At 33.7% G+C, this 17007-nt stretch carries 19 protein-coding genes; 11 read left to right on the top strand and 8 right to left on the bottom strand.

The features are described from left to right. Window positions 1-7: 7 nt before the first annotated feature. From DFQ03_RS07190 to DFQ03_RS07180, 3 genes are read left to right on the top strand one after another with little or no spacing between them, the layout of a single operon-like run. The gene (locus DFQ03_RS07190; RefSeq protein ID WP_243834444.1) at window positions 8-883 is read left to right on the top strand and encodes an alpha/beta hydrolase; all 876 of its coding nucleotides are present in this window, start codon (window positions 8-10) and stop codon (window positions 881-883) included. A 28-nt stretch (window positions 884-911) separates the two neighbouring features. After that, window positions 912-1571 carry an SGNH/GDSL hydrolase family protein gene (locus DFQ03_RS07185; protein ID WP_243834443.1) on the top strand — a complete coding sequence of 220 codons (660 nt, stop codon included), beginning with the start codon at window positions 912-914 and terminating at the stop codon, window positions 1569-1571. A gap of 12 nt (window positions 1572-1583) precedes the next feature. Then, entirely contained in the window at window positions 1584-3194 is a 1611-nt protein-coding gene (locus DFQ03_RS07180) for a family 20 glycosylhydrolase (RefSeq protein ID WP_133672486.1), read from the top strand. Window positions 3195-3247: 53 nt separating this feature from the next. Here DFQ03_RS07180 and DFQ03_RS07175 read toward each other — a convergent pair whose 3' ends face one another. The 6 genes from DFQ03_RS07175 to ruvX all read right to left on the bottom strand — a co-directional run bounded on the left by DFQ03_RS07175 (window position 3248) and on the right by ruvX (window position 7152). Beyond that, a complete protein-coding gene (locus DFQ03_RS07175; RefSeq protein WP_133672485.1) occupies window positions 3248-3634 on the bottom strand; it encodes a response regulator in 387 nt (128 codons plus the stop codon). Between the two features lie 34 nt (window positions 3635-3668). Further along, window positions 3669-4757 (bottom strand): sensor histidine kinase, encoded by a 1089-nt coding sequence (locus DFQ03_RS07170; RefSeq protein WP_133672484.1) that lies wholly within the window; start codon window positions 4755-4757, stop codon window positions 3669-3671. A 221-nt stretch (window positions 4758-4978) separates the two neighbouring features. After that, window positions 4979-5407 (bottom strand): DUF5606 family protein, encoded by a 429-nt coding sequence (locus tag DFQ03_RS07165; protein ID WP_133672483.1) that lies wholly within the window; start codon window positions 5405-5407, stop codon window positions 4979-4981. A gap of 61 nt (window positions 5408-5468) precedes the next feature. After that, a complete protein-coding gene (gene def, locus DFQ03_RS07160) occupies window positions 5469-6059 on the bottom strand; it encodes a peptide deformylase (RefSeq protein WP_133672482.1) in 591 nt (196 codons plus the stop codon). A gap of 2 nt (window positions 6060-6061) precedes the next feature. After that, a complete protein-coding gene (locus DFQ03_RS07155) occupies window positions 6062-6736 on the bottom strand; it encodes a DUF1919 domain-containing protein (RefSeq protein ID WP_133672481.1) in 675 nt (224 codons plus the stop codon). 5 nt (window positions 6737-6741) lie between these two features. Further along, entirely contained in the window at window positions 6742-7152 is a 411-nt protein-coding gene (ruvX, locus tag DFQ03_RS07150; RefSeq protein WP_133672480.1) for a Holliday junction resolvase RuvX, read from the bottom strand. 99 nt (window positions 7153-7251) lie between these two features. Here ruvX and DFQ03_RS07145 point away from each other — a divergent pair, with 99 nt between their 5' ends. Together DFQ03_RS07145 and DFQ03_RS07140 are read left to right on the top strand one after the other, a co-directional pair. Further along, window positions 7252-8067: a 2,3,4,5-tetrahydropyridine-2,6-dicarboxylate N-succinyltransferase gene (locus DFQ03_RS07145; RefSeq protein WP_133672479.1), complete on the top strand. Its 816-nt coding sequence runs from the start codon at window positions 7252-7254 to the stop codon at window positions 8065-8067. Between the two features lie 388 nt (window positions 8068-8455). Next, window positions 8456-9250, top strand: a complete 795-nt coding sequence (locus tag DFQ03_RS07140; RefSeq protein WP_133672478.1) for a glycosyltransferase family 2 protein — start codon at window positions 8456-8458, stop codon at window positions 9248-9250. Here the strand turns inward: DFQ03_RS07140 and DFQ03_RS07135 are convergent. Beyond that, window positions 9232-10050, bottom strand: coding sequence for a glycosyltransferase family 2 protein (locus DFQ03_RS07135; RefSeq protein WP_133672477.1), 819 nt, complete (start codon window positions 10048-10050; stop codon window positions 9232-9234). The two genes, DFQ03_RS07140 and DFQ03_RS07135, sit on opposite strands and share 19 nt — an antisense overlap. A gap of 98 nt (window positions 10051-10148) precedes the next feature. Between DFQ03_RS07135 and DFQ03_RS07130 the strand changes: the two genes are divergently transcribed. Genes DFQ03_RS07130 through DFQ03_RS07105 form a run of 6 tightly spaced genes read left to right on the top strand, consistent with a single transcriptional unit; the run spans window position 10149 to window position 15671 of the window. Next, window positions 10149-10979, top strand: a complete 831-nt coding sequence (locus DFQ03_RS07130) for a glycosyltransferase (protein ID WP_133672476.1) — start codon at window positions 10149-10151, stop codon at window positions 10977-10979. Between the two features lie 16 nt (window positions 10980-10995). Further along, entirely contained in the window at window positions 10996-11556 is a 561-nt protein-coding gene (locus tag DFQ03_RS07125) for an L-threonylcarbamoyladenylate synthase (protein WP_133672475.1), read from the top strand. A gap of 4 nt (window positions 11557-11560) precedes the next feature. Continuing rightward, on the top strand, window positions 11561-12985 hold the full coding sequence (locus tag DFQ03_RS07120) for a CCA tRNA nucleotidyltransferase (protein ID WP_133672474.1): 1425 nt from the start codon (window positions 11561-11563) through the stop codon (window positions 12983-12985). Between the two features lie 14 nt (window positions 12986-12999). Further along, a complete protein-coding gene (locus DFQ03_RS07115; RefSeq protein ID WP_133672473.1) occupies window positions 13000-14034 on the top strand; it encodes a COX15/CtaA family protein in 1035 nt (344 codons plus the stop codon). A 26-nt stretch (window positions 14035-14060) separates the two neighbouring features. Then, the gene (locus tag DFQ03_RS07110; protein ID WP_133672472.1) at window positions 14061-14558 is read left to right on the top strand and encodes an IS1096 element passenger TnpR family protein; all 498 of its coding nucleotides are present in this window, start codon (window positions 14061-14063) and stop codon (window positions 14556-14558) included. Window positions 14559-14612: 54 nt separating this feature from the next. Next, on the top strand, window positions 14613-15671 hold the full coding sequence (locus tag DFQ03_RS07105) for a nucleoid-associated protein (protein ID WP_133672471.1): 1059 nt from the start codon (window positions 14613-14615) through the stop codon (window positions 15669-15671). 97 nt (window positions 15672-15768) lie between these two features. Here the strand turns inward: DFQ03_RS07105 and DFQ03_RS07100 are convergent, their stop codons facing one another. Next, the gene (locus DFQ03_RS07100) at window positions 15769-16857 is read right to left on the bottom strand and encodes a hypothetical protein (protein WP_133672470.1); all 1089 of its coding nucleotides are present in this window, start codon (window positions 16855-16857) and stop codon (window positions 15769-15771) included. Between the last annotated feature and the right edge of the window lie 150 nt (window positions 16858-17007).

The raw sequence follows: 17007 nt of genomic DNA, 5'->3' as shown, positions 1-17007 counted from the left end.
ATTAATTATGAAACGTCTAATTCTACTTACCTGTATTCTTACCTCTATGAATGTACCTGCCCAAAAAATGGTAGACTTACCATTTGATTCTGAACCAAATGTAAATTGGCCAACAGCCGAGAAAGAATATTACTCAGATATTTGGGAAACAAAGGTAGTAACCAACGTAGCTATACCTAGATTAGAAGTTTTTGAAGCAGACCAGCCAAATGGCACAAGTGTTATTGTTGCCCCTGGCGGCGGACTATATGGTTTAAGTATAGAAAGTGAAGGTCGAGATGTTGCAAAATGGCTAAATAAAAAAGGAATTACCGCTTTCGTTTTAAAATATAGATTGGTACCCACTGGCATTGACGGCATACAAGAAATATCTGATGAAAGCGTCAATAACCCAGCGAAGATCGGAGAAAGGGTTACTCCCGTTTTACCACTGTCCATTTCAGATGGCCTTTCAGCCATTACATACGTAAGAACCAACGCAACCGAAATGAATTTAGACCCAAATAAAATTGGTTTTATGGGCTTTTCTGCGGGCGGTGCCGTAACCATGGGCGTAACATTCAACTATAATGCAGCAAATAAACCAAATTTTATAGTACCTGTTTACCCTTGGATGACCGTTTTAGGTGATTATTCAGTACCAGAAGATGCGCCACCAATGTTGGTTATATGTGCTTCGGATGATCCATTAGGATTAGCAATGCCAAGTACAGATTTATATTCGACATGGTTGACAAATGGAAAGATAACCGGGATGCATATGTACTCTAAAGGAGGACACGGTTTTGGCATGAAAACTCAAAATCTAGCATCAGATGATTGGATATCCCAATTTTACCAATGGGCATTAACCGAAGGTTTTACAGTAGCCGCGAATAAATAATACATCTTCAACTAACCAAATGAAAAGTTTGAACTCAATTGTAACTATTACATTTTGTACCTTTTTACTATCAACTGCAAGTTTCGCACAAGCAGAAAATGCTTTTACGAATGAAGTAAAAGATATTACTACTAAATACGACAGCATTTGGGACTCAAATAAAGAGACCATTGTTTTTACAGGTAGTTCTAGCGTACGATTATGGAAAAAGTTAGAACAAGAATTTCCTAATCATCAAATTGTAAATAGTGGTTTTGGCGGCTCGCAAGCTTCAGACTTATTGTTATTTACAGATGAATTGATTTTATCCTATAACCCAAAAAAAGTATTTATCTATGAAGGTGATAATGATTTATGGGCTAAAAAAAGACCTACCGATGTTCTTGATACGACGGCAGAGATCATCCGTCGAATAAAATCTAAAAATCCTGCCACTGAGGTTATATTAATAGCGGCAAAACCAAGTATTAGCAGATGGAAGATTCGAGGAAAATATAAGCGGTTGAATAGAAAAATGGAACGTTTTACCAAAAACGACCCACAGTTGTACTACGTAGACGTTTGGAAACCTATGTTGAACAAGCGAAAGTTAAAAACCGATATTTTTATTGAAGATGGTCTTCATATGAACCAAAAAGGTTACGATATTTGGTTTGAAGCCATAAAAGATTTAGTTAACCAACCTTAATTACCCTACATAATGAAGACCTTTTGTATTCGAAGTCTATTTTTTGCAAGCATAACCCTACTATTAATTGCTTGTGGCGAAGAGAAGAAAGAGCGCATTAAAATGCCAACAACCGATTTATCTAAAGCTAGCTTAATACCTAAGCCTTTAAAAACGATACCGACAAATTCTGCTTTTGCGTTAGACCAGTTCACGGCAATTTACACCTCTAAAGATGCTACAGGTTTTGAAGAAGTAGGTACTTTTTTAGCAGACAAAATAAAAGATAAAATTAACCTGAGCATACCGGTAAACAGTGAAGGTGCAAATACAGTAGAGCGGGTAATATACATTAACCAAAGTGATAGCACAGCATTAGATTCACCAGAGGCATATCAATTATACATTAATCAAGATTCAATCATTATAAACTCTAACACTGCAGAAGGTGCTTTTAGGGGCATACAAACTTTAAGACAATTAGTACCTTTAGAAAGCAACGATACTTTGGCATTGCAGAAAATATGGCCTGTACCTACGGGTAAAATTACCGACAACCCTAATTTTGCATATAGAGGTTCTATGTTAGATGTAGCACGGCACTTTTTTAGTGTTGACGATGTTAAAAAGTATATTGACCTGCTATCTTATTATAAAATAAATGTGCTTCATCTACATTTAAGTGACGATCAAGGCTGGAGAATTGAAATAAAATCGTGGCCTAAACTTACCGAAGTTGGCGGTAGCACCGAAGTAGGTGGCGAATCTGGCGGATTCTACACCCAAGAAGATTATAAAGAAATAGTTCGATATGCAGCCGAAAGATATATGACCATTATACCTGAAATTGATATGCCCGGCCATACCAATGCAGCATCTGTATCTTACCCCTTCTTGAATGGTAACGGCAAAACGCCTAAACTATACGAAGGCATGCGCGTTGGTTTCAGCACCTTTGATACTCATAAAGATACTGTTTATGCTTTTATAGATGATGTAGTAAGAGAAATCTCTGCTATCACTCCCGGTCCATATTTTCATGTAGGCGGAGATGAAAGTCACGTTACCAAAAAGAAAGACTACATCTACTTCATTAATAAGGTTGAGAAAATAGTACAGAAACATGGTAAGCGTATGATCGGTTGGGACGAAGTTGCTATTGCCGACGTAGATTCAACCTCAATTTCTCAATGGTGGGCAAGCGAAGAGAATGCTAAAAAAGCAGTTGATAAGGGAATGCAAATTATCGTTTCTCCGGCGAAGAAGGCATATTTAGATATGGAATATGACACCTTATCTAAGTTTGGACTTCACTGGGCTGCTTACATACCTGTAGATACCGCATACATCTGGACACCTGAAGAATATGGCATACCAATGGAAAACATTTTAGGTGTCGAAGCACCACTTTGGTCTGAAACCATTAGCAATATAGACGAGCTTGAGTATTTAGCTTTTCCAAGAATTATTGGTTATTCTGAATTAAGCTGGAGTATTAAAGAAAATAGAGATTGGGAAAATTACAAAGTACGATTAGCAGACCAAGCGCCATTTTTAGATAGAATGGATGTCAAGTACTACCCCTCTAAACTGATAGATTGGAAAAAGAGCAATTACACTTATGAGATCATAAAAAAAGACTAAGTAATTACACTACATAACAAAAATCCTTGATTTATAAAATCAAGGATTTTTAATTACAACTCAATTTTTTTCGATTTTAACTTAGCCAGAACAGTATTTAAATGCTGAAAGTTTATAGGTTTTTCTAAATACTCTATAATATTATGATAACCATCTGCCTTTAATTTATCATCATCCCTAAATGAAGATGTAGTTATAACAACAGGTATATCTGAACATAGATTCAATTCGTTTACCTTATCAAGAAAATCCCATCCGTCTAAAACAGGCATATTGATATCCAAAAGAATTATATCAGGACAGGTATTGGTTTGTAAATAATCAAGTCCTAATTGACCGTTTAAGGCGATGGTAATGTTTTTATATCCAAATTTCTCTAGGTTTGTTTTAGCTATAAAGTTCGTTACCTCGTCGTCTTCAATTATTAATATTCGTATCATTTTGCGGAGTTTTATTATGGTTGTGATTATTTATTTAAAAAATTATGATAAACTCTGTTCCTTTATTTACTTGACTTGTTACATCAATTTCGCCACAGTTTTCACCGATGATAGTTTTCATGATGTACAGTGCGACACCTAAACCATCTACATGCGTATGTAAGCGTTTAAATAAGCTGAAAATTTTATCAGAAAATTCCTGTTCAAAACCTAGTCCGTTATCTCTGAACGACAATTGAACTTTGCCATTGACTTCTTTTGTTTCAATTTTTATGTTCAGTTTTCTTTTAGGATGCCTATACTGAAGAGCGTTTGAAATAAGGGTTTGAAGAATCGTCTCTAATTGTAACTTGTTATAATTAATTGAAGGGCATGCTGAGTAATCTTCTTTTATGATTGTTCTACATTCTATAATTTCCTTAGAATAACTAGTTTTTAATTTACCGATAACATCTGAAAACTCTAACGTTGTTTTAGGTGCGCCAAAATTAGCTTTTGTAGCAATCACCATATTTAAAGCAGTAATCTTATCACACATTACTTTGGTGACCACATTCATTTTTTCAACGATAGGCATAACTTCATTAGCGGGAAGATTAGATTCTAAAGCCATTCGCAATAGACTCTTTAAATTGGTTAGCGGGGCTCTTAGATCATGAGCTGCTACAAATGAAAAATCTTCTAACTCTTGATTTTTCTTTTTTAGATTTTCATTGACTTCTACTAATGAAGCCTTAGTAGTTTTTAATTTTTGAACCGTATCAATTACATTGGTTACATCAAGTGTTGTTATACCAAGGTGATCTCCAATTTTAAAAGCCCTAATCATAAAGGTATATTCTGAAAATTCACCTTTGAAGAACAGTTCGTCAAAGCCAATTGGCACACCTGTTTCTATTACATTTTTATAATCATCATATCTCTTTGTACCCTCTAAATATGGGAATATGTCAAGAATGTTTTTTCCTATAAAATTTTCTTTTTCAATACCAATCGTATCTACACTAGCTTGGTTTATATCAACAAAATTCATTTCTCTGTCTAAAATCACGAAAGGCGAATATGCATTTTCGAAAAAAGCACTTTTCAATTCACAATCAATTTCAAAATGATTTACATTCATAACACTCAAATTTTGTTTAGACTATTTAGCTATACCACAAATTTGCAGCATTTAATATCTTAATTCAATTGATACTAGTTGTATAAGAGAAAGGTATAGATGAATGACAAAAAACTGTAGATGAGCAGCTTATGTAATTAATTGAAATTGCTTTACCATTGATTTTTGAACAAAAAAAAAGCCCTAAAAGGGCTTTTTATATTTATATTATAAGAGTTAGACTATTCTTCTTTGGTAGCTTCTTCATTTTCAACTTCTTCACTTGAAAAGTCGGTAATCTTATTTTCAGTTAAAATATTATACCATTGAATAACCTTTTTAATATCACTTACATAAACACGATCTTCATCGTAGTCAGGTAGTACTTCAAAAAAGTATTCTTCTAATTTAATTTTCTCTTCTTTATGACCGATTGATGTTTTACCACCATTTTCCTTCTCTTGTATTTTCTTGAACACATCTCTTAAAGGGACTTCTTCCTCAAGTGTATAAATAGCTATTTCAGACAATACGCTAACGCTACTACGTAAGCTTACTGTTATTCTTTTTCCATCTAATAAAGACTCAGCTACAAAACCTGTTCTAGTTTGCGTAATCAATTTATATAAACCTGGTTTCCCTGCAACTGATAAAATTTTCTCTAACCTCATAAACTATTTTAAAATTTTAAGTGGACAAATATTACACTTTTCTATTAATAATAAAGGCATTTTAACGTCCTTTTTTCATCGCAGGAAATTTCATGCGATAGTCTACACTAATCTTTCCTTTAGAAATATTAGTTAATCTTCCTTTCAACATTCTCTTTTTTAGTGCAGATAATTTATCTGTAAACAAGACACCTTCAATATGATCATATTCGTGTTGAATTACACGAGCCAATAAACCATCAAAGGTTTTTACATGCTCTTTAAAATTCTCATCTAAATAGGTGATTTTTATCGTTCCTTTTCTGCTAACATCTTCGCGAACATCGGGTATACTTAAACAACCTTCGTTAAAAGCCCATTCTTCACCTGTTTCTTCCTCTATAGTAGCATTAATAAATACTTGTTTAAAGCCGTCTAACTGTTTTTGTTCTTCTTCAGTCAAATCTTCATCACCAGAAAAGGGGGTAGTATCTACCAAAAATATACGAACTGGCAATCCTATTTGTGGAGCCGCAAGCCCAACACCACTAGCATTATACATGGTCTCCCACATGTTAGCCAGCAAATCATTCAGTTTTGGATGGTCTTTATCAATATCATCCGCAACTTTTCTTAATACGGGGTCACCGTATGCAATTATAGGTAAAATCATTTTTAATCTTTAAATCTAGTTCTAATTACAATTTCTTCATTTAACCAATAAATAAGGTCAAAATACAAAAAGCTAAGCTTAAATCTTTTTTTTCCGTTCGGCGGACGTCCGTTATTCTTGCTTAGATCTCTTTTAAACTTTATATGCTGGTGGTTAGTTAAACCCTCTATTTCATCAAAAGAAAAAGAAAGTTTATTCTTGAAACTCATTTCATGGAACTCCTTGATATCTGAAGGAGAAACTTCTCTTCGATCACATATAGTGAAAAAGTAATTATCCTTAGAAATTTCTAACATTCTTTGCTTTCTTCTGTTCCACTTTTCTTGGGCTTCATCAATACTTTGATAATGTTGAAAATGTATTTCAACATCTCCTAAAAGCGCAATTGGATGGTTATTATACGCATCTGCATATTTTGAAATTTCAATAAATTCCTTTTGCATATAAGAATCAAAATTACGTAGCAATTTCATATAACATTGCCCATATAAAAACAACCCAATAAAGGGGGAATTATAAGGCAACCCTAGCCATTGATATGCTTGACCTCCCCAACAGTTTCTTGAAATTAAAACAAAATTATTATTCTTTAATTTAGTAATATCCCTTTTACTGTAATAAGAATTAAAAGTTTGCCTTAGTTTACGTTTTATAAAAATTTCCTCCCTTATCCACATAAAATTCAAGCTATACTTAAATATGATTGTAAGATAATTGTTGCACTAATCTCATCGATTAATGCTTTGTTCTTTCTTTGTTTCTTCTTTAATCCGCTATCTAACATGGTCTGAAAAGCCATTTTAGATGTAAACCGCTCGTCATGCCTTTTAATAGGAATAGCAGGAAATTTCTCTGCCAAAGTTATCAAGAACGGAGCAATATGCTCTTCAGATTCAGAAGCGGTATTATCCATTTGTTTAGGCTCGCCAACAACAATAGTCTCCACTTTTTCTTTGGAAATATAATCGGTTAAATATTCGAAGATTTCGGTAGTGGCAACAGTCGTTAATCCGAATGCTATCATTTTCATATCATCGGTAACCGCTAAGCCAATTCGTTTTTCTCCGTAATCAATTGCAAGAATCTTTCCCAAACTTAATTTTTGGCAAAAATAAAGGATAATTTGTTATATGTGTCCTTGCGCATGGGGAATTACTGTACTTCAACTTATATTTGAGAAAATTTTATGAAAATGACAGAATTACAAGCACAAATAGAAAAAGTATGGGACAATAGAGACCTTCTAAAGGAATCTGCAACCCAAGACAGCATAAGAGAGGTAATTAACCTTTTAGATATAGGAAAATTAAGATGCGCCGAGCCAACAGAAGACGGATGGCAGATTAACGAATGGGTAAAGAAAGCGGTAGTAATGTATTTCCCTATTCAAAAAATGGAAACCTTAGAAGCTGGTATTTTTGAATACCACGACAAAATGCCTTTAAAAAGAGGTTATAAAGAAAAAGGAATTCGTGTGGTACCAAATGCCGTTGCAAGACATGGAGCATACATTTCATCTGGTACTATTCTAATGCCTAGTTATGTAAATATCGGTGCCTATGTAGACGAGGGTACTATGGTAGATACCTGGGCAACAGTTGGTAGTTGTGCACAAATTGGCAAAAATGTACACTTAAGTGGTGGTGTCGGTATCGGTGGTGTTCTTGAGCCGTTACAAGCCTCACCGGTAATTATAGAAGACGGTGCATTTATTGGCTCTCGTTGTATTGTTGTTGAAGGTGTTAGAGTTGAGAAAGAAGCTGTATTAGGCGCAAATGTTGTTTTAACAATGAGCACGAAGATAATTGATGTTACAGGTGAAAATCCCGTAGAAACCAAAGGTGTTGTACCTGCCCGTTCAGTAGTGATACCGGGTAGCTATACCAAAAAATTTCCTGCAGGTGAATTTCAAGTACCTTGTGCATTAATTATTGGAAAAAGAAAAGAAAGCACGAACAAAAAGACATCATTGAACGATGCACTTAGAGAGTATGATGTAGCGGTTTAATTTTTGAACGCATTTTATTAAAAAAATACCATCAAATAATAGTCTTTTCTAGATAACAACAGTTAATCCGTACAAAATGATTTAAATTTTGTGCGGATTATTTATATAACAAAAAGGATTTCAGGAACTTAATTATTTTGAGCTACATGCTTATAGGATAGTTGTATTATAATCTGCACAAAATCTAAAATAATGAGTTAGCAAATACTAAAAAACTTTTTGATAATTAAACGCAACCATTCCAAAATACACCCTCTTATAAATTCAACAGAGCTACACAATTGGATTTCAGTTATGTAAGAATTTACTTCTTAACACAATTTTTTAATCCTTTTTTTGTTATAACTTTGTTCGCTCCGATTAGAGCAAACCTATCAAATTGGATTGTATGATTACCAAAAAAGAACAACTTACCGCATTAGTAATTACGTATAACGAAATTGGGTACATTGAAAAGTGTATTGATTCAGTTTCTTTTGCCGATGAAATTATTGTAGTTGATTCTTTCAGTACTGACGGAACTTATGAATATTTAAAGGACCACCCTAAGGTAAAAGTCATTCAAAATCCGTTCGAAAATTTTACCGCTCAAAAATCTTTTGCCTTAAAACAAGCTAAAAATGATTGGGTTCTATTTTTAGATGCTGACGAAATTGTTTCTGATACTTTACAAAATGAAATTACGGAAACCATTTCAAGCGACACTGAAATTGCCGCTTTCTGGTTTTACAGACAATTCATGTTCAAAAATGAAAAATTGAATTTCAGCGGATGGCAAACAGATAAAAACTACAGACTTTTTAGAAAAAGTAAAGCTGCTTTTTCCGATTGTAAAATAGTTCATGAAACATTAGACGTTGATGGTACTTCTGGAATTTTAAATGAAAAACTGACCCACTACTGTTACAAGAATTACGAAGATTACAAAGGTAAAATGCTAAAATATGGTCGTTTAAAGGCTATTGAATCTTTTTATAAAGAAAAGAAATTTAGCTATGCAATGATGCTTTTAAAAACCAGCTGGAAATTTTTTAATCACTACATTTTACGTCTTGGTATACTTGACGGTAAAAAAGGTTTCACAATCTGTTATTTAAATTCATTGGGCGTTTTAGAACGTTATAATGAACTAAAAAGATTGGAGCAAAAAAATGAGTTAGCGTATTACTTAGTAATGCCGTAGAACGTCCACACGCTTTTTTCCTTTTTAGTCGCATTTCTTATACCTACATTTTTTGCAATAGATTCAGGTGTTTTATACCCTCTTTTATGGTCTAAATGCACACAGACTGCACTATACCTTAACTGTTTAGATTTCAAACCAAAATTAAACAAACGTTCCCCAAGCTCTCTATCTTGACCGCCATATTGCATGCGTTCATCAAATCCGTTTACATTTTCAATATCTTTTTTCCACCCAGAAGAGTTATGTCCGTTCCAACTTGCATTTGTTGGAGTAACCCAGTTCAATACTTTAGAAATAATACCACGTGCAGTTAACTTATTGTTCTTAAAGGTTTGCGGTATTCCCTTTTCCTTTAACCACTGAATATTGAAACAACGTTGTTTTTCAATATCATCTAGGGTTATCAATTTAGAAATATTCATGGGTAGCATATAATAACCGCCAGATATAAAATAACCTGGTTGTTTATTGATATAGTGTACTTGAACAAAATCTTCTCTAGGTATACAATCACCATCGGTCATGATAATATAATCTGCAGAACAAGCGGTAACCGCTTTATTAAGTATGCGAGATTTTTGAAATCCATCATCTTCTTGCCAAACATGCACTATTGGGTAATGAACCTTTTCGGCCATCTCAGCCAATAATTCTTTAGTAGGTGCCTTCGATCCGTCATCGGCGATAACAACTTCAAAGTCTTTGAAAATTTGTTGCTCAAAGCCCCAAAGTACCTTCTTTAACCACTCTTCGGCATTATATGTACTTACTATGATACTTATTTTAGGAATCTCCATGCTAGGTTTCAAATTACTGCAAAAATATAAAACTCTTATCTATCTTTGAGCTAGAAAAGACTGTCTCTTAATAAAGTGGCAAATTACAGCATTGTAAAATGAAGTTAAAAGAAATACCTGTATCAATTTACAATTCAGCTAGACTATTAGCTCTTTCTTCTAATAATATGGTATCTGAACCAAAGGAGGAAATACCGGTAATAGTCTCTTTAACCTCCATTCCCTCAAGGTTAGGCACACTTCATTTAACTATACGAAGTCTTTTAAATCAAGATGTAAGACCAAAAAAAATTATTTTATGGTTAAATCATTCCTTGAAAAATGAAATACCAAAAAAACTGGCAACTTTAGAAAGTAGTTTATTTGAAATCATGTATTCAGATTTGACTTGTTCTCATAGAAAGCTTATTCACAGTCTAGAATTATTCCCAAATGATATTATCGTCACTTGTGATGATGATATGATATATAGAACTAATTGGCTTAAATTATTATTTGAAGAACATCAATCACATCCATATAAAATTATAGCTAATCAGACTAGATATATAACTTATAATAATGTTGGAGAATTACAACCGTACAAAAGTTGGACTTTTAGTAAAGGATTAAGGTTAAATACATCTGCTGTGATACCTATTGGTGCTGAAGGGGTTTTGTATCCACCCAAAAGCCTTTCTAAAAAGGTAACCGATTCAACTTTGTTTTTAGAATTGGCACCAAAAGCAGATGACCTTTGGTTTAAAGTAATGGCTTTTTTAGAAGGAACAATATCTGTTCAAGCCAAGAATAAGGCCAAAACACCTATACCCATCATTGGATCACAAAAACAATCGCTCAAAAAGACGAATATTGGAAACGATAAGAACAGGACCCAATGGATGGCGATAACTAACTACTTTAACATTACTCCAGAAAATTTTCTATAATACAAGCAAAATACAAATGACAGAGGAAATCAACAAATGCATAGAAGTTTTAGAAAATGGCGGACTCATACTCTATCCTACCGATACAGTTTGGGGCATTGGTTGTGATGCTACAAATGAAAAAGCTGTAGAAAAGGTATATAAATTAAAACAGCGCGATGATAGTAAGGCAATGATATGTTTAGTTGCCAATGATGCCATGCTCGAAAAGCATGTTGAAAAGGTATCTGATCTCGCGTATGACATTATTGACCTTTCTACAAAGCCGACGACCATAATATTCGACAAACCCCGAGGTGTGGCAAAAAACTTAATAGCAGAGGACGATACCTTAGCTATTAGAGTAGCATCAGATAAGTTTTGCAAATACTTGATCGGTAAATTCAAAAAGCCAATTGTATCTACTTCTGCCAACGTATCTGGACAAAGTACTCCAAAATCTTTCCAAAATATAGATTCAGCCATTTTAAAAGGTGTAGACTATGTGGTAAATTTGCATCGTGAGAAACAGAATAACTCTGCCTCGTCAATTATTAGACTTGCTAATGATGGTACGGTGAAGATTATTCGAGATTAAGAACATGCAAGAGAGCTATACAGACGCTTTAAACAACCCAATTTTCAAGATTATTTCAGAAGCTGCAGAAGAACTTTCTGTAGAATGTTATGTTATTGGAGGTTTTGTAAGAGACTATTTTTTAAAACGTAACATACCTAAAGATATAGATGTTGTTGCCATTGGCAGCGGTATTAAGCTAGCCGAAAAAGTTGCTTCTAAATTAGAAGGCAAACCCCAGGTATCGGTCTTTAAGAATTTTGGTACCGCCATGATCAAAAGTGATGGTATTGAACTTGAATTTGTTGGTGCACGTAAAGAAAGTTATCAACGCGATAGTCGAAAACCTATTGTCGAAGATGGCACTTTAGAGGACGATCAGAAAAGAAGAGATTTCACTATTAATGCTTTGGCTCTTTCATTGAACAAATCGAACTACGGAGAGCTACTTGACCCTTTTGGCGGTATTGCCGACTTAGAGAATAAGATAATCAAAACTCCCCTAGAGCCAGGTATTACCTATTCAGATGACCCTTTGCGCATGATGCGGGCAATACGTTTTGCTACCCAATTAGATTTTCAGATAGCACTACCCTCATTACAGGCTCTTACCGAAAATAAAGACCGCCTAAAAATTGTTTCTAATGAACGGATTTTAGACGAGCTTCATAAAATCATGTTGTGTAAAAAGCCTTCTTTAGGATTTTCTTTACTGCATAAAACAGAATTGTTAGAATTAATTCTACCAGAACTTACCGCGTTACAAGGTATTGAAGAAATAGAGGGGCAAAAACATAAAGACAATTTTTGGCATACGCTAGAAGTTGTAGACAATATTTCTGAAGCCACGGATGACTTATGGTTACGTTGGGCAGCCCTATTACATGATATAGGTAAAGCACCTACTAAAAGGTTCCATAAAAAAATTGGCTGGACATTTCACGGGCATGAATTCGTAGGGTCCAAAATGGTCTTTAAATTATTCAAGCGCTTGCGTATGCCATTGAACGAGAAGATGAAATTTGTTCAAAAGATGGTATTAATGAGTTCAAGACCAATTATATTATCTGAAGATTATGTGACGGATTCTGCCGTACGTAGATTGATTTTTGACGCTGGTGACAACGTAGAAGATTTAATGACTTTGTGCGAGGCAGATATCACTACTAAAAATCCGAAGAAGCAACGTAAATACCATCAAAATTTTAAAATTGTTCGTCAAAAGATTGAAGAAGTAGAAGCTCGAGATCATATTAGAAACTTTCAACCACCAATTAGTGGAGAAGAAATAATGGAAACTTTTTCATTAAAACCGTCGAAGGAAATTGGAATTATAAAAGAAGCAATTAAAGAAGCGATTTTAGAAGGAGAAATACCAAATGAATATAAAGCGGCACAGAAATTTATGTATCTTAAAGGTGCTGAATTAGGTTTACAGAGTACAAAATAGAATCGATATGATTTATGGATATTACATTTAGAAAAATTGCCAAAATATCTTTGGTATTAGTTTATTTAGTGATTGTCGCAGGTGCTGTTGTTAGAATGACAGGTAGCGGAATGGGCTGCCCAGATTGGCCCAAGTGTTTTGGTTACTATATACCACCAACAGAGGTAACAGAAATACAATGGCAACCAGATCGATTATTTGAAAAAGGTCAAGTAATTATTTATGGCGAAACTTTACAGGTTTCTAAAAAATCATTCACTACAAAAGATTCATTCAATTCAGGAAATTGGGAGGCGTATACCAAACATGACTATGCAGAATTTAATCCGTGGCACACGTGGATCGAATATATTAATAGGCTATTGGGAGCATTGGCAGGTCTTGCCACCTTACTTTTGGCCATAATGTCAATTAAATTTTGGAAGAGGAAAAAGCAGATACCCATAATATCATGGTTAGTGGTTGTAGGCATGGTCTTTCAAGCTTGGCTAGGTGCAACTGTGGTATACTCCGTTTTAGAACCCGCTAAAATCACCGTTCATATGCTTATGGCATTGGTAATTGTAGCGATGTTACTTTATATTATCTATTTAGCAAACGAAGAGAATAAACGAATTAGATACGATAAGTTGGTATTGAATATCAGCATTGTAGCAATTGCATTGACACTTGTTCAAATTGCTATGGGTACACAAGTACGACAATTTATCGATGAGCAAATAGACATTTTTGGCTATGATGCAAGAGATAATTGGTTGAGAAATCCAGAAGTACTATTTTATATACACCGTTCATTTTCTATCATTGTCATTTTAGTAAACGTTTTCTTAGCATATAGAATTACAAAGTTAGATCTAGGGCACTTTAAAATTTACTGGGTCTTGTTTTTACTAGTAGTTGAAGTATTTACGGGTATTGCCATGAATTATTTAGATTTCCCTTTTGCTAGTCAGCCGTTACATCTTGTAATAGCCTCTATTCTATTCGGAGTTCAATTCTACATACTTTTAGATGCATTAATGCCTAGAAAAGACTCGAAAACTTCGTAACTTTGCCCTCCCGCAAAAATTAAGGTATGATTTATAAAATTCGTGTAATTCTAGATGCTGAAGAAGATATTTTCAGAGATTTAGAGATTGAGTCCCATAATTCGTTAGAAGAATTTCATAATGCAATTACTCAGGCATTTGGTTTTTTAGGTAATGAAATGGCTTCTTTTTATACATGTGATGAAGAGTGGAAACAAGACGAAGAGATTGCGCTTTTTGATATGAGCGAATCTGGTTCTGATGTACGGTTAATGAACGAAACCTTTTTAGAGGATATAATGACCGAGAACAACCCTAAACTAATCTACGTTTATGACTTCATGAACATGTGGACGTTTTTCGTTGAGCTTGCAGATATTCAAGAGAATGAAGATGGTCGTGCTTACCCTAACGTACTTTTTACATTTGGTGAGCTACCAGAAACTCCCCCTGAAAAAAACTTTGAAGCGGAGAATAGTGCCTTCGATTTTGATGATACTTTTGATAATTACGATGATTTAGATTTCGATGAAAATTGGAACTAAATTTTGAGTAAAAAACACATTTTAGCTTACTAACCATTTAATTTAGAACATTTTATGATTAACCTATATGCAACCCAAATTGAAAGTATTTCTATACATAGAGTTGGTAACAAGAATAAGAATGAAGGTGTTTTTCTATCAGAAGAGCCCTTTAGACTTAACGATGAAACGACTGGTTTACTAAAAGAATATTTTTTTAAACCTTTTAGAGAAAAAGAAGAGAACTACTATAAATTAGCTAATGAAGTTGATGTTGAATTCAACGAATTGTATAAAATTGTAAGTGAAGTTTTTGAAGACCCTTCTAAAGCACATTTAAATTCAAAAAAAGTAGCCTCTTTATTATTTGAGCAATCTAACCACCCACATATTAAAAGTGGAGAAGTATATGTTACTTTTCTTTCTGGATTACTTTTAGATAACAAAAAAGTAGATGCGATTGGTATTTTTAAGAGTGAGTTAAAACACGATTTTATTCAGTTCGAAGAAAAAAACAGCAATTTAGATATCGTTATTCAACAAGGTATCAATATCAATAAATTAGATAAGGGTTGTTTGATCTTCAATGTTGATAAAGAAGAAGGGTATAAGGTACTTTCTGTCGATAGTAATAAGTACGATACTAAATATTGGATTGAAAACTTCTTGGGTGTAGACCCACTTTCAGATGACAACTTCAAAACTAAAAACTATCTGAAATTTTGTCAGAATTTCGCAAAAGATGTTGTATTACCAGCAGAAGATAAACAACAAGAGGTATTGTTCATGAACCGTGCGGTAAACCATTTTGCAAAAAATGATTCTTTTGAAGAATCTACTTTTTTGAACGAAGTAATGGAAAATCCGGAGTTGATACCAGAGTTTAAGCACTACAAGACAGAAAAAGGTCCGAAGTTCAGTATTGAAGATGTTTCTACATTTGATATTGCAAATAAGGCAGTTTCAGATGCTCGTAAAAAGATAAAGAACGTTATTAATTTAGATACCAATATTCAGATTAAAATGGACTTCATAAACCCCGAGTCTGCAGAGAAGTTTGTAGAAAAAGGCTGGGATGAAGAAAGACAAATGTATTACTACTTGGTATACTTTAACAAAGAACAAAAGAGTTAGAATTTCTTAAATTTGCTAAGCTCTTAACAAGCAAAAAGCCCTCTATTTTCTTAAGATAATAGAGGGCTTTTTAAATACCTGACTACTCGAATATCTTTTAGTTATTGATTTTAATATTGTGTTCTATGATTTGTTTAACACTTACATCTTCATAATTTCTACGAACAAAATTAAGCGCTAGATCTAGTACTTCGCCCATAGTTTTACAGGTCTGAAAGTCCATATCCATCGTAAGAACTTCAATCTGTTCTCTTAGCATCGCAATATTTTCTGGTGTAGAAATTTCATCGGTTTTACAGATAGCTCGTAATTTTTTAATTCTGTTTCCAGAACTTAGAATTCTCTTGGCGACCATCGAACGTTCTTCTAATTTATATTGATCAACAGAATCATGGGTTAGTTTTTTTCGAACCAATTCTACCATTTGGTAATTTTCCTTAAAAAATTGAGGTCTGTAAACTTTCAATTTCCCTTCAAAACATTGCTGATCAAAATCGATGGCACGTATTTTATACACCACGTGGTCAAAATCATGTGTAGGTACTATCACATAATTATATGAGCGCATATCTCCCAACAAGCGGATCATACAACGTTCATTGAATTTTACGAATTCTTTTGCCAATTGTGCTTTTTCACGTGGTGTACATTGCGGCAAATTATGCTTGATAAATTCATCACCAGGTATACCTGCAATATGCTCTTCGATCAAGGTGTCTTTATACACCAAAAAGTTTAGGTTGTATGGCGAAAGCATATGCTCCAATTCTAAGCCATAAATACGAGATGCATCCGTTTTTTTTATGTAGAAATAGGTAAAATTATCATTCAAAATATTTCTTATCTTAATTCTAAAAGGCTTAGAATTACCGAACGTACAGAAATCAACAGCATCAACATTCAAATATTGATGAATATTATCGCTTCCATCAGAATGTAAAATAGAATAAACTTTCTTTAAACTATCATCTATTTCTTGCCTATCGAATTCTGAATAATACGCACGTACCCAAAGGGTATCTTCATCATTTTTATCGTACACTACAACTGACCCAGAAAAACGAAGTAAATCGTCGTAGAAAATGGGTATTTCAATCTTTCTGCTATAGTGTTCTAAATAGCCATCTAAAGCCTCACTTACAGGATAAGCAGGTTTTTTCTTTGACATCAATCTTTCTTCTGACATGCTTCAAATTTACTTCCAAAATAAACAATTCAACCCAATATAATTCATCAAGTATATAGAATTTACCCTTACAGCAACATATATCGCGTGTATACAACATTTTTTTAGCCAAGAGAAAAAAGCGGGCTTTATTTGTTTATAGTACTACTT

It is taken from the genome of Maribacter caenipelagi (assembly GCF_004364175.1).
GTDB classification, from domain to species: domain Bacteria; phylum Bacteroidota; class Bacteroidia; order Flavobacteriales; family Flavobacteriaceae; genus Maribacter; species Maribacter caenipelagi.
The sequence above is the reverse complement of the archived record's forward strand: the minus strand, read 5'-3'. Positions and strand labels throughout refer to the sequence as shown.

Bases quoted from the DNA above. Each gene is read 5' to 3' on its own strand.
- DFQ03_RS07110 (WP_133672472.1), top strand. From the start codon at position 14,061: ATGATTTATAAAATTCGTGTAATTCTAGATGCTGAAGAAGATATTTTC.
- DFQ03_RS07125 (WP_133672475.1), top strand. From the start codon at position 10,996: ATGACAGAGGAAATCAACAAATGCATAGAAGTTTTAGAAAATGGCGGA.
- DFQ03_RS07155 (WP_133672481.1), bottom strand. From the start codon at position 6,736: ATGTGGATAAGGGAGGAAATTTTTATAAAACGTAAACTAAGGCAAACT.
- DFQ03_RS07190 (WP_243834444.1), top strand. From the start codon at position 8: ATGAAACGTCTAATTCTACTTACCTGTATTCTTACCTCTATGAATGTA.
- DFQ03_RS07170 (WP_133672484.1), bottom strand. From the start codon at position 4,757: ATGAATGTAAATCATTTTGAAATTGATTGTGAATTGAAAAGTGCTTTT.
- DFQ03_RS07135 (WP_133672477.1), bottom strand. From the start codon at position 10,050: ATGGAGATTCCTAAAATAAGTATCATAGTAAGTACATATAATGCCGAA.
- DFQ03_RS07175 (WP_133672485.1), bottom strand. From the start codon at position 3,634: ATGATACGAATATTAATAATTGAAGACGACGAGGTAACGAACTTTATA.
- DFQ03_RS07120 (WP_133672474.1), top strand. From the start codon at position 11,561: ATGCAAGAGAGCTATACAGACGCTTTAAACAACCCAATTTTCAAGATT.
- DFQ03_RS07165 (WP_133672483.1), bottom strand. From the start codon at position 5,407: ATGAGGTTAGAGAAAATTTTATCAGTTGCAGGGAAACCAGGTTTATAT.
- DFQ03_RS07105 (WP_133672471.1), top strand. From the start codon at position 14,613: ATGATTAACCTATATGCAACCCAAATTGAAAGTATTTCTATACATAGA.
- DFQ03_RS07115 (WP_133672473.1), top strand. From the start codon at position 13,000: ATGGATATTACATTTAGAAAAATTGCCAAAATATCTTTGGTATTAGTT.
- DFQ03_RS07130 (WP_133672476.1), top strand. From the start codon at position 10,149: ATGAAGTTAAAAGAAATACCTGTATCAATTTACAATTCAGCTAGACTA.
- DFQ03_RS07180 (WP_133672486.1), top strand. From the start codon at position 1,584: ATGAAGACCTTTTGTATTCGAAGTCTATTTTTTGCAAGCATAACCCTA.
- DFQ03_RS07145 (WP_133672479.1), top strand. From the start codon at position 7,252: ATGACAGAATTACAAGCACAAATAGAAAAAGTATGGGACAATAGAGAC.
- DFQ03_RS07100 (WP_133672470.1), bottom strand. From the start codon at position 16,857: ATGTCAGAAGAAAGATTGATGTCAAAGAAAAAACCTGCTTATCCTGTA.
- DFQ03_RS07140 (WP_133672478.1), top strand. From the start codon at position 8,456: ATGATTACCAAAAAAGAACAACTTACCGCATTAGTAATTACGTATAAC.
- def (WP_133672482.1), bottom strand. From the start codon at position 6,059: ATGATTTTACCTATAATTGCATACGGTGACCCCGTATTAAGAAAAGTT.